13 protein-coding genes are annotated in these 12,700 nt (G+C 41.8%); 6 read left to right on the forward strand and 7 right to left on the reverse strand.

What is annotated here, in order from left to right; genetic code table 11:
• The first annotated feature begins 168 nt into the window (after positions 1 to 168).
• From NAF19_RS13015 to NAF19_RS13025, 3 genes are all read left to right on the forward strand, one after another.
• Positions 169 to 705 (forward strand): YceI family protein, encoded by a 537-nt coding sequence (locus NAF19_RS13015; RefSeq protein ID WP_252790494.1) that lies wholly within the window; start codon positions 169 to 171, stop codon positions 703 to 705.
• Between the two features lie 140 nt (positions 706 to 845).
• Positions 846 to 1,631 carry a hypothetical protein gene (locus NAF19_RS13020; protein WP_252790495.1) on the forward strand — a complete coding sequence of 262 codons (786 nt, stop codon included), beginning with the start codon at positions 846 to 848 and terminating at the stop codon, positions 1,629 to 1,631.
• Between the two features lie 119 nt (positions 1,632 to 1,750).
• Positions 1,751 to 2,371 (forward strand): L-threonylcarbamoyladenylate synthase, encoded by a 621-nt coding sequence (locus NAF19_RS13025; RefSeq protein ID WP_252790496.1) that lies wholly within the window; start codon positions 1,751 to 1,753, stop codon positions 2,369 to 2,371.
• 97 nt (positions 2,372 to 2,468) lie between these two features.
• On the opposite strand, the gene trpA is transcribed toward NAF19_RS13025, so the two are convergent.
• The 4 genes from trpA to trpD form a co-directional block, all read right to left on the reverse strand.
• Positions 2,469 to 3,239 (reverse strand): tryptophan synthase subunit alpha, encoded by a 771-nt coding sequence (trpA, locus tag NAF19_RS13030; protein WP_252790497.1) that lies wholly within the window; start codon positions 3,237 to 3,239, stop codon positions 2,469 to 2,471.
• 143 nt (positions 3,240 to 3,382) lie between these two features.
• A complete protein-coding gene (gene trpB / locus NAF19_RS13035; RefSeq protein WP_252790498.1) occupies positions 3,383 to 4,564 on the reverse strand; it encodes a tryptophan synthase subunit beta in 1,182 nt (393 codons plus the stop codon).
• Positions 4,564 to 5,190: a phosphoribosylanthranilate isomerase gene (locus NAF19_RS13040; protein WP_252790499.1), complete on the reverse strand. Its 627-nt coding sequence runs from the start codon at positions 5,188 to 5,190 to the stop codon at positions 4,564 to 4,566. Before NAF19_RS13040 ends, trpB begins: the two co-directional genes overlap by 1 nt.
• A complete protein-coding gene (trpD, locus tag NAF19_RS13045; protein ID WP_252790500.1) occupies positions 5,190 to 6,179 on the reverse strand; it encodes an anthranilate phosphoribosyltransferase in 990 nt (329 codons plus the stop codon). Before trpD ends, NAF19_RS13040 begins: the two co-directional genes overlap by 1 nt.
• A 311-nt stretch (positions 6,180 to 6,490) precedes the next feature.
• On the opposite strand from trpD, the gene NAF19_RS13050 reads away from it, so the two are divergent.
• Positions 6,491 to 7,456: an ion channel gene (locus NAF19_RS13050; RefSeq protein ID WP_252790501.1), complete on the forward strand. Its 966-nt coding sequence runs from the start codon at positions 6,491 to 6,493 to the stop codon at positions 7,454 to 7,456.
• Positions 7,457 to 7,547: 91 nt separating this feature from the next.
• Here the strand turns inward: NAF19_RS13050 and NAF19_RS13055 are convergent, their stop codons facing one another.
• The 3 genes from NAF19_RS13055 to recR form a co-directional block, all read right to left on the reverse strand.
• Complete coding sequence (locus tag NAF19_RS13055) at positions 7,548 to 8,363, reverse strand: SDR family oxidoreductase (RefSeq protein WP_252790502.1); 816 nt, start codon at positions 8,361 to 8,363, stop codon at positions 7,548 to 7,550.
• A 196-nt stretch (positions 8,364 to 8,559) separates the two neighbouring features.
• Positions 8,560 to 9,390 (reverse strand): glycosyltransferase family 2 protein, encoded by an 831-nt coding sequence (locus NAF19_RS13060; RefSeq protein ID WP_252790503.1) that lies wholly within the window; start codon positions 9,388 to 9,390, stop codon positions 8,560 to 8,562.
• Positions 9,391 to 9,643: 253 nt separating this feature from the next.
• On the reverse strand, positions 9,644 to 10,261 hold the full coding sequence (gene recR, locus NAF19_RS13065) for a recombination mediator RecR (protein ID WP_252790504.1): 618 nt from the start codon (positions 10,259 to 10,261) through the stop codon (positions 9,644 to 9,646).
• A 118-nt stretch (positions 10,262 to 10,379) separates the two neighbouring features.
• Between recR and NAF19_RS13070 the strand changes: the two genes are divergently transcribed.
• Positions 10,380 to 11,876, forward strand: coding sequence for a sodium:solute symporter (locus NAF19_RS13070; RefSeq protein ID WP_252790505.1), 1,497 nt, complete (start codon positions 10,380 to 10,382; stop codon positions 11,874 to 11,876).
• A gap of 92 nt (positions 11,877 to 11,968) precedes the next feature.
• Complete coding sequence (locus tag NAF19_RS13075; RefSeq protein ID WP_252790506.1) at positions 11,969 to 12,676, forward strand: LOG family protein; 708 nt, start codon at positions 11,969 to 11,971, stop codon at positions 12,674 to 12,676.
• The last annotated feature ends 24 nt before the right edge of the window (positions 12,677 to 12,700 follow it).

Below are 12,700 nucleotides of genomic sequence, written 5' to 3' on the forward strand. Positions count from 1 at the left end.
GTACTATTTGGTAATATAAATTAATCAATTACTTTATAACAAAAGCCCAATTTACGTGTTGTAAAACAGCATTGTAAACGCAATGTAATAATGGATATTAAAATTATATGTTTAAACATCTATTATTTATCTTTGACCTATTAAAACAATCATAAAAAAATTAAAGTCATGGCAACAATAACAAAATGGTCGATCGACCCAATGCACTCAGAAGTACAGTTTAAAGTAAAACACCTTGTAATATCAACAGTTAGCGGTTTCTTCAAAAGCTTTGAAGGCTCACTGGAAACAGAAGGAGATGATTTCGAAAATGCAGATATCACTTTCGCATTGAATATTGACAGCATTGATACTAACCAGACACAAAGGGACGAGCACTTAAAATCAGCAGAGTTTTTTGATGCTGCCCAATACCCACAAATAACTTTCAAATCAACATCGTTTACAAAAACAGATGATGAAGAATACGAATTGAAAGGTGATTTGACAGTTAAAGGCATTACCAAGCCGGTTACATTGTCTGCGGAATTCGGCGGATCGACTGATGATTTCTACGGTAATACAAAAGCTGGTTTTGAAGTAACCGGCAAAATTAACCGTAAGGAATTTGGCTTGACCTGGGATGGCGTTACCGAAGCAGGCTCAATTGTAGTAGGCGAGGATATTAAGCTGTTGATTAACGTTCAGTTTGCAAAACAGAAATAAGTTGTATTGTGTTGAGCGGGCTCGATTAAGTTAATTAGTTTGGCCCGGATAGTTAAAGCCATTTGTTAGCGCGAATGGCTTTTTGCTTTTGATAGCAATTGCGTTATTAATGATTACTTTAGTAACACAATATCAAACGGATGAAATACAGCTTATTAATTTTAGTATCGCTTGTCGCTTTAGGCTGTAAACAGCAATCAGCAAAAAAGGATCTGTCTAAAATTGACACCGGAGAGAATACCGCCAACCTTGCCAAATATGAGCATAAGCTTGACAGCATTGGCAAAGACAGCATTAATATCAGCGCCGATCCGGAAATGCCGATTTTTTATAAGGTTACAGAGTTAAAAGATTTCATAAAAAACCGGCCGGAGCTGATCAGCGAATATACGGAAGAGCCGTCGATTGAATATGCTAAGAAAAAGTTGAACCCCGACGAACTTAACGGGCATGACGGCCCCGATTATTCATTCAGCAGCGAGGTAGGGCAGGATGATTATTACAGTTTATATGCCTATTTCCTGAGATTTAGAAACGGTGACAAACCTTTTGCAACGCAACGGATTAAGCTGATAAAACTCTACGGAAATATCAATTCGATATTCGAAAAACTTAACGGCGGTACTTATTTTGGCCACCAGGAAACCAGGATATTGGGCGATGCTGAATACGCGGTATCATTGTACCCGAAAAATAAAGACGATTATTATGTAAAAACGTATAATATTGCAGCGCAAAAACGACTTTATATTGGTGCGCTAAAGCAACGAATTGATGATGAGTTAAGCGCTAATACCGATATCCCTGGAAAAGATAAGCCTGCCACAAAAGTCAGTTTGTATAAAACAGTAAATGATATTGACGGTTTAATAACGGAATACTTTTATTTAACAATGGCACAGCAGTTTCAGTATACAAATTATTAGAAGTATCCGAACCTGGATTAAACAGATTAATGGATTTATCGGATACAGGCTATAAAAATCCTGTGAGTCAAATAATCTGTTTAATCCAGGTTCAGAAAATTAAATCCGAAATCAAAAAAATGCTAATTAAAATATACCCCGAAAACCCCAACCCGAAAGCCATTGAACAAGTGGTGGAAGTGCTGCGTAAAGGCGGGTTAATAATTTACCCTACCGATACGGTTTACGGCTTGGGCTGCGATATATCCAATCACCGGGCAATTGAAGCTATCTGTAAAATAAGGAACATTAAGCCTGACAAGGCCAACTTCTCGTTTATTTGCTACGATTTAAGCCACATATCCGATTATATTAAGCCAATTGATAACCATACCTTCCGCGTGCTTAAAAAAGCCCTGCCGGGGCCGTTTACATTTATCTTTAATGCTAACCACAATGTGCCCAAGCTGCTAAGCTCTAACAAAAAAACGGTGGGTATCAGGGTACCGGATAATGATATTGCCCGTGAAATTGTTAAACAACTCGGCAACCCAATCCTGTCAACATCAATAAAAGACGACGACGAGATAATTGAATACTCCACCGACCCGGAATTAATCCACGAAAAGTATGAGGATTTGGTTGACCTGGTAATTGATGGCGGTTATGGCGAAAATATCCCTTCAACTGTAGTTGATTGTACAAGCGGAGACTTTGAGGTTATTCGTGAAGGTAAAGGGGAGTTGGAGTTGTATTTGTAGAGACGGAATATTTGCCGTCTCGTAACGATATGGTAAATGAATTGCATGTTTGTTACCTGTCAGCTGGAGTCGCAAGTATTGCGTCTCCACCGGGAAATTACGGCCTAATCCCCTTCACAAACCCCTCAATCTTTTCTAAATATCCTTCCGTCCCCAAAAGCTTTACAAATGCACTGCCCACAATTGCCCCGGCAGCATATTCACAGGCTTTGCTGAACGATTTATTATCTGAAATACCAAAGCCAATTATCGCGGGGTTTGTCAACTGCATGGCTTTAATTCGTTTATAATAGTCCTCGATATTAACCGATAGCTGTAAATTGCCGCCTGTAATTGACGATGAGGAAAGCAGGTAGATAAAACTGTTACTCAGTTCATCAATCTTGCGGATGCGGTCTTCTGAGGTTTGTGGCGTTACCAGGAAGATGTTGCTTAGTCCATAGGTTTTAAAATAACCAGCGTACAGGGTTTCATATTCATACATCGGCAAGTCGGGCACAATAACGCCGTCAACGCCAACTTCGGCTGCTTTCTTGCAGAAACGTTCCACGCCGTATTGTATCATCGGATTGGCATAGCCCATCAGCAGAATGGGGATGGTAACCCGTTTACGCAGATCAGCCAACTGCTCAAACAACAGGTTAAGGGTCATGCCATTTTCCAGTGCTTTTTCGGAGCTGTGCTGGATAGTGGGGCCGTCAGCCACAGGGTCGGAGTAGGGGAAACCAACTTCCAGGAAATCAACCCCGGCTTTTTCCAAAGCTTCGGCAATATCAAGCGTGGTATTAAGTTCCGGGTAGCCGGCTGTATAGTATATGGACAACAGGTTATCCTTTTTGGTTGAGAATAGTTTATTAAGACGGTTCATGTTTTAGTCGATAATCCATAGACCATAGTCCATGGAAGAAAAAGTTATTTAGTCGATAATGCATAGACCGTAGTCCATGAAAGAATTATTTACTTGTGTGCTATAATCTGCTATGGTCTATGGTCCATCGACCATGGACGTTCTCAGAATCCAAAATATTTAATATACGTATCCAAATCCTTGTCCCCCCGGCCTGATATGCAGATAACCACATTGTCGGCTTTGTCAAACTTCATCTTTTCAAGCTGTGCGAGGGCGTGGGCTGTTTCAATTGCGGGGATAATGCCCTCTAACTGGCTGCATAACAAGCCGGCCTGTAACGCTTCATCATCGGTAACGCTTACATATTGCGCGCGGTTTATTTTATAAAGATGTGCATGCTGGGGGCCAATGCCGGGATAATCTAATCCTGCAGATATTGAATAAGGCTCAACAACTTGTCCGTCATCTGTTTGCATCAATATAGTGCGGCTGCCGTGTAATACGCCTTCTTTTCCGAGGAACGTTGTGGCTGCAGAATGCCCGCTGTCGACTCCTTTACCGGCCGCTTCAACTGCTACCAGTTTTACCTGTTCATCATCCAGGAAATGATAAAACATACCCATCGCATTGCTGCCACCGCCTACACAGGCCATTACGTATTGTGGTGTCTCGTTGCCGGTGTGTTCCAGCAGTTGTTTTTTTGTTTCGAATGATATCACAGATTGAAAACGGGCCACCATATCCGGGTAAGGGTAGGGGCCTACCACCGAGCCAATGATATAATGCGTATCAACCGGGTTACCGATCCAATCGCGCAGGGCCTCGTTTGTGGCGTCTTTAAGTGTTTTACTGCCGGAAACTGCGGGTACAACCGTTGCGCCAAGCATTTTCATGCGCGACACATTTGGGGCCTGCCTTGCCATATCAATTTCGCCCATATAAACTACGCACTCAATGCCCATCAGCGCACAAACCGTAGCAGTGGCCACGCCGTGCTGCCCGGCACCGGTTTCGGCAATAATGCGTTTTTTGCCAAGGCGTTTGGCTAATAAAATCTGACCAATCGCATTGTTTATTTTGTGCGAGCCGGTGTGGTTTAAGTCCTCGCGCTTAAAAAATATGTTTGCGCCGTATTTTTCTGAATACCGTTTGGCGTGATACAATGGCGAAGGCCGTCCCACGTAATCCTTCAAAAGCTGGTTAAACTCGGCTTTAAATTCGTCGCCGTTAATAATGTTTAGATATTGCTGGCGCAGTTCTTCCACGTTAGGATAAAGCATTTCGGGGATATATGCCCCGCCGAAATCGCCATAGTAACCTTGTTCATTAACCCCGTATTTCATTAGTATGTGCTTTGTTTAATGATGCTGAATGCTTTTTCTAATTGATCAATGTCTTTTAATGCCGGCGAAATTTCAAATTTGCTGTTAAGATCGACCCCATAAAGCTTTGGGTGGTCAATTTTTAAAGCTTCTTCAATATTATCCGGGGCCAGGCCGCCACTCACAAAAAATGGAACTTCCAAATCGTATTTATCTAAAACATTCCAATCGAACGTTTGCCCGGAACCGCCGTGGCTTTCTGTTTTAGTATCAAATAAAAATAAGTCGACCTTGTTTTTGTATTTATCCAATTGCTTAAAATCGAATTCGCTGTTTAGCCCGAAAGCTTTGATTACGATGGCTTCGTTTCTGAGCGCTTTACATAAATCAGGGCTTTCATCGCCATGCAATTGTATAAAGTCGAAATTGTATTTATCAACCAGTTTAGTAATATTTTCAAGGCTTTCGTTTACAAAAACCGCTACTTTGTTTATGGTTGATGGAATATCTGCCAGCACTTCGGCCTGTAGGTTGCCCACAAAGCGCGGCGATTTGTCAAAAAATATAAAGCCAAGGTAGTCGGGGTTTAAAGCCGCTACTGCTTTTATATTATCTGCATCCCGCATCCCGCAAACTTTTATCTTCATTAGTTAGCTATTAGTGTTTTAAAGCTGTTTAAAGCTTTTTTGCTGATCAATGATTCTTCGGCCTCATAAAAACAATCGGCAAAGCTGGCTTGGGGCTTTATAGTGTTTATTGCAAGCGCAGCATTGCATAAAACCACGTTACTTTGTGCAGGTGTTGCTTCGTTATTGAGCACCTTCATAAAAATATCTGCCGATTCGCTAATTGTACTGCCACCTAAAATTTCACCTGGATTAAGCTTAGTGAAGCCAAGGCTTTCAATGCTGTTTATTTTTTCTCCCCCAGCCGAAAATGTTTTAAAATCGCAGGTGAGTGAGACCTCGTCGTATCCTTCCAGGGCATTTAGTATGGTGTACTTAACATCTGATTTTTGATATAGATATGCGTATATACGGGCCAACTCCAAATTAAAAACACCTACTAATTGATTTTGGGGTTTTGCCGGGTTAACCAGCGGGCCAAGCATATTGAAAAACGTTTTGACGCCTAATTCCCTGCGAATTGGTGCTACGGTCTTCATAGCCGGGTGAAACAATGGTGCGTGTAAGAAACAAATATTGGCTTTATCAATATTAGCCTTCAGCTTATCAGTGTCGTTTGTAAACACACTGCCCAAAAACTCCATCACGTTTGATGAGCCACAGCCCGACGACACGCCATAATTACCATGTTTGGCTACTTTGTAACCAGCACCAGCAACTACAAATGACGCCAGCGTTGAAATATTAAATGTATCCTTTCCATCGCCGCCGGTGCCGCAAAGATCGATTACTTCGCCCGTTTCCAAATCAACGGGTAAGCAGAGCTCCAGCATAGCATCCCGAAAGCCTTCCAGTTCGTTAACGGTAATACTGCGCATGCAATAGGCCGTCATAAATGCAGCCATTTGCGAGTTGTTGTATTTGCCCTGCGCAATAGCCGTCAAAATTTCCTTCGATTGCTCGCGGGTAAATGTTTTGTGTTCAAAAAGGTGATTTAATATCGCTTTCATGCCCCCTGGCCCCCTAAAGGGGGAATTTTTATGGTTATAAATTATTATTTTTTCTATCCCCCACTTGCAAACTGCTCCCCCTTTAGGGGGCCGGGGGGCTTAAACGGCAGAAGGGCCGCCGTGTATGGCAACCCTTCTGTATATTTTTTAAAAAACAAAAAATGGAATTGCCTTACGATTACCCGTTAAGCCACCACCAATTGTTGTTTAATATATTTGCTTTCATTTTGTGCCACAAATATGGAAATAGTTTTTACTAAAAGCAAGCAGAATGATATTTTTACAAAAGCTGAAAAATACTGCACACTATTATGGTTAAAAAAGAGCGCAAAATAAACCCTGAAGACGACCTTGGCTTTGGCCCTCAGCCGGTTATAAAAAACCAGCCGCTGATGAATAAAGATGGCTCGCCAAATGTACGGCGGGTAGGGCTGCCCTTGTTCAATACTGCAAATAATTATCATACGTTGATAACTATGAGTTGGAGACGCTTCTGGCTGCTGGTATTGAGCGGATATTTGATACTAAACATCATATTCGCTTTTATTTATATGTCGTTTGGGTCAAACAGCCTCGACGGGACTTCGGGACATACGCAATTTTCCCATTTTATGGATGCCTTCTTTTTCTCGGCACAAACCATATCAACTGTGGGGTATGGACATATTAGTCCGAAGGGAATGGCCGCAAACAGTGTAGCAGCTTTAGAGTCGATGATGGGACTCCTTGCTTTTGCATTAGCCACGGGTTTACTGTACGGACGCTTTTCAAGGCCGTCAGCACAAATTATTTATAGTAAAAATATTATCGTTGCGCCTTACGGAGATAAAGGTAAAGGCGTTATGTTTCGCCTGGCCAACTTGCGCCGCAATATGCTGATTGACTTAGAAATTGAGATTATTTTTTCGTATAATGAGACAGTTGATGGTAAAATAGTCCGCCGTTTCTTCCCGCTCGAACTGGAGCGCCGAAACGTAAGCGTGCTAACCCTAAACTGGACAATTGTGCACCCGTTGGATGAAAATAGCCCCATGGGCGATATGACAAAGGAGGATTTGATAAAATCGGAAGCGGGTTTTGCTATCCTGTTACGGGCATTTGATGATACTTTTTCGCAAACAATTCACTCGCGCACCCAATACCAGGCCCATGAAATTGTTTGGGGAGCCAAATTTAAACCAGTCTTTGACAGGGACGAGGATGGTCGTATTGTTTTGGATTTAAGCAAAATTAGTGAGCATGCGCCTTTTGAGTTGGAGAAGATGGGGGAGGATTGACCCTGATTCACCTGATTTAAAGATTACCGCGATGCCCGTCTGTCTGCATCAAGAAATTCTTTAGTCATGCAAATCATGATTCTTGCAAAAGCTATTTCAATAAAGAATTTCGCTCTTTCTTCATCTTATTATAAACCAGCTTATCCAGCAAACCCGGAAAAAACTTTCCGATCAGCACCGTTAATTTTCCTTCGCCGGTCATAATCAACGTACGGCTGCGGTTTTCAACGCCGCTGACTATGATTTGGGCCACTTCTTCGCTGGTCATCATGCTTTGCTCGTTGAGTGTGCTTTCTCCTTGCTCCTGGCCATTTTTATCCAAGGCTGTATTACGGATGTTTGATGCAGTAAAGCCGGGGCAGGCAGTCATCACATGTACGCCGGTTTTTAAGTTCTCAATCCTTAGGGCGTCCAAAAAACCATTCATGGCAAATTTTGAAGCCGAGTAACCTGTGCGGCCAGGTAAACCTTTGTAGCCGGCAATTGACGATACGCCAACTATACTGCCTTGTGTTTTTAGTATATGCGGCAGGGCGTATTTTGTACAATAAACAGTGCCCCAAAAGTTTACATCCATTACCGATTTGAGTACTTTAACGCTGGAATCGTTAAAAAGCGCCCGCATTGATATGCCGGCGTTATTAACCAGTACATCAATGTGGTTGAACGTAATAAGGGCTTGCTTTATCAATAAATCGCAATCTTCTTCAATAGTTACATCGCACTGCACAGCTATGGCTTTAACATTATATTGTTGTTCAATCTGTTGGGCAATTGTGCATAAATTAACAAAATGCCGCGCGCCTAACACCAGGTTTGCACCGCGTTTGGCAAATTCAATGGCAAGTGATTTACCGATGCCTGAGGAGGCGCCGGTTATTACGATAACTTTGTTGGCGAGATTCATGGCGCGAAGATAATTTATCCGCTGATTATTCAAATGTAAATTTAAACAATGCTATATTTCGCCTCAAATAAGATGTTTTTAATGTAGGGACGCAATATTTTGCGTCTCTGGACTTTCAGCACGAAAAAAATATTTCGCGTGTTTACCGGAATGCGGGCGACGCAAAATATTGCGTCTCTACAAATCGGACGGAGCATTAAACCTCATACCCCGACGGAACCATTTGCGGCACCCCTTTTACCTTAATGTCAGGCACTTTTATCAGGTATTTAAAGGCAAAAAGGAACATAGCCCCGTAAAAATACTTAATGTATTCCCAACTGAATGACGCTTGTTTTTGGCTCTCGAAGTTGATGATGTATGTTTTTGGATAGTAGTAGTTTTTATAGCCCGCAAGGCGTAACCTGTGCGACAAATCGATATTGGATCCGAACATGAAAAAGCGCTCGTCAAATAAACCAACTTCGTGTAAGGCCGATAGGCGGAGCATCATACATGCACCATTTAAAATATCAATTTCTGCTTCACGGAACTCTTCAACCCAGTCTTTGCGGTTACGATCGTAAAGCCTTGTTTTTGAAAGATGTTTGGCAAAGCCGATAAGCTTTAAAAATGTGCCCCAGGCAGGGGTAAGGCCATGGATAGATTCGGGTAAAAAACGACCCTGCGGGCTTAGCATCCTGATGCTCATACCGCCTGCATCGGCATGGGTATCCATAAACGCAATCATTTTCTCAACCGAGTCTTTGATTGCCAAAGTATCCGCACTGACTAATAAAATATACTCGCCGGTACAAAGCTGCAAAGCCTGGTTATTGGCTTTCGCTATGCCCTCATCTTCGCTGTTTGCTATAACCTTTATCTTCGGAAAGCTGGTTGTAAGCATCTCCAATGAATGATCGGTTGATGCATTATCAACTACAATTAATTCATAATCAATATGCTTGCAGGCCTCAATTAAGGAAGTAATTGACTGCTTCAGCAATATGCGCGTGTTATGATTAACAACAATTATGGATAGGTTCATACCGGTTCGACAGTTAAATTATTATAAGGATTAAGCAATGCGATATTTTTTTTACACACACTTTACCTTCAAAATAATTAGCACCAAAAGCTATGCCACAGGCAATCGGGATAAACGATATGTGGAAACTTTACCTTGTTGTGTAAATTATCAGGTGTTTTTTACTGTTTATCAGTATTTTATGGGTTGGATTTCTTCGCTTTAAGATGATTTATGGCGTTGACGCTGTATGGAATTTAAAACATGTGTCGCTTTATTTCGACAATGAGTTAATGTAGGGTACGCGCGTTGCTATTGAACGCCCGAGCGTGATTTCATCCACATACTCCAATTCGCCGCCAAAAGCTATGCCCCGCGCTATGGTTGAAATAGTTATATCGAAAGACTTTAACCTTTTGTCCAGGTAAAAAATGGTAGTATCACCTTCCATTGTGGCACTTAGCGCGAATATGATTTCTTTTACATCATTTTCTTTAAGGCGGTCAAGCAGCGAGTCTACTTCCAAATCCGAGGGGCCTATTCCGTCCATTGGGGATATAAGTCCCCCTAAAACATGATATACCCCATTATATTGATTGGTATTCTCAATAGCCATTACATCGCGGGTATCTTCCACAACGCATATAATGGTGTGGTCTCGTTTGTGCGATGCGCATATCTCGCATACCGGGTGGTCGGAAATGTTTAAGCAAACCCTGCAGAACTGTATTTCGTTACGCAGTTTGCTTACACTCTTGCTAAACTTTTCTACGTCCTCCTTATCCTGGTTAAGCAGGTGTAATACAAGGCGTAAGGCGGTTTTTTGGCCCACCCCCGGCAGTTTAGCAAATTCGGCAACAGCATCTTCCAGCAACTTCGATGAAAAGTTCATGTTGCTAAATTAAAAAATAATAGGTAAATCGCTTAGAGTTCATTGTTAATAGTTCATGGTTCATATAGAACAGATGTGAGCGGGCATGAACTATGAACCATCATCTATGAATTAATCCATGTCTCCCGGAATATTACTAACATTTATCATCGGCTATTTCCTGGTACTGCTCGTCATCTCCTGGCTGACTTCCCGCAAATCAGCTGATAACGATACATTTTTCGTGGCCAACCGTAATTCCAAATGGTACCTGGTGGCTTTTGGGATGATCGGCACCGCTTTAAGCGGCGTTACATTTATCTCCGTTCCCGGCAAAGTAGGCGCACCAACCGGCGACCAATTTGAATATTTCCAATTTGTTTTGGGTAATGCAGTGGGCTTTGTAGTTATAGCTACAGTTTTGTTACCATTGTATTACCGGCTGAAACTCACATCGATATATAGTTATATTGAAGGAGCACTTGGGGTGTGGAGCTACAAAACGGCTGCTGGGATCTTTTTAATCAGCCGGGTTATCGGTTCGTCGTTCAGGCTTTATTTGGTGGTAATAGTTTTACAAAAATTTATTTTCGATAGCTATGGTGTGCCGTTTGCTGTAACAGGGCTGATATGCCTGGTACTGATATGGAGCTACACATTTAAAGGCGGATTAAAAACCATTATAATTACCGATAGCCTGCAAACACTGTTTTTGGTGTCGTCGGTATTTTTGTCGATTTACTTTATTTGCAAGAGCCTGCACTATAATGTCTTTGAAGCCATAGATGCAGTTAAAAACAGCAGCTATTCTAAAATATTTTTCGTCAATGATTTTTTGACCAGCAAATTTCACTTTAGCAAAGCGTTTCTTGGCGGTTTGTTTATTACTGTTGCCATGACCGGCCTCGACCAGGACCTGATGCAAAAAAACCTGAGCCTGAAAAATATCCGCGAAGCGAAAAAAAACATGTTTAGCTTTACTGCTGTATTTGTGGTGATCAATATTTTCTTTTTGTGCGTAGGAGCCTTGCTTTATATCTATGCGGCTAAATATGGCATCAAGGTTGAAAAAACTGATTACCTGTACCCAACAATTGCGCTGAAATATCTCGGACTTATACCGGCAATGGTATTTATGCTGGGGTTAACAGCAGCTACCTTTGCAACAACAGATTCGGCCTTGACTGCGTTAACCACTTCGTTTTGCGTAGATTTTTTAGGGTTTAACAAACGGGGCGATGTAAACGGTAAGAAAATGGTGAGTACCCGTCACTATGTGCATATTGCATTTTCTGGGTTAATGCTGCTGACGATAATTATATTTAACGCTATAACCAATACCGCAGTTGTTAACGCCATATTTAAGGTGGCATCATATACGTACGGCCCACTGCTGGGGCTTTATTCTTTTGGACTATTTTTGGGTAAAAGGCAGGTGTTCGATAAACTGGTGCCGTTTATCTGCTTAATATCACCAGCGATTTGCTACTATTTAAGCATGAACTCTGCCCAACTATTAGGCGGCTACATTTTTGATAACGAGTTGATAATAGTGAACGGATTAATTACGTTTGTTGGGTTGTGGATTACATCGTCGAAGAAGACTGAAATGAATTTAAATTATAACGGGGGCTAAAACTTATCCATACTATTTATTGTACTATATAACTAATTACTTCTTCCGGGTTTTTCGGTCTTTACCGAATTCCCGGACTTCTAACTACTACTATGACAGGTGAAGAAAAAATAAGACAAGCATTTGAGAATAAAAACTGGCAGGAAATTAAGGTAACCGACTCGTGGCAGATATTTAAAATAATGGCCGAATTTGTTGACGGCTTTGAAAAACTGGCGAAAATCGGCCCATGCGTGTCCATATTTGGCTCGGCACGCACGCATAATGATAACCCATACTATAAGATAGCCGAAGATGCCGCCCGTATTTTAACTGAACGCGGCTACGGCGTGATATCAGGCGGTGGCCCGGGTATTATGGAGGCGGCAAACAAAGGCGCCTACGAGGCCGGCGGTAAGTCGGTAGGGTTAAACATCGAACTGCCATTCGAGCAGTTCCATAATAAATATATCGACAGGGACAAAATACTGGAGTTTGATTACTTTTTTATCCGAAAAGTAATGTTTATGAAATATTCGCAAGGCTTTATTGTATTGCCCGGCGGCTTTGGTACGATGGATGAATCTTTTGAGGCCATCACCCTGATACAAACCGGTAAAATAGCCCGCTTTCCGATCATATTTGTAGGGGTTGATTATTGGAAAGGCCTTTTTAACTGGGTTGAAGAAAAAATGCTTGCCCAGGAACATAACATACATCCCGACGATTTAATGCTTTACCGCGTAGTGGATACCGCCGAAGAAGCGACAGAACATATTTTCCGTTTTTACGATAAATATGTGTTGAAACCGAATTTCTAAGAATCATAGAACGCTGCTGATTTT

This window comes from Mucilaginibacter flavidus, from assembly GCF_024055575.1.
Taxonomy (GTDB): domain Bacteria; phylum Bacteroidota; class Bacteroidia; order Sphingobacteriales; family Sphingobacteriaceae; genus Mucilaginibacter; species Mucilaginibacter flavidus.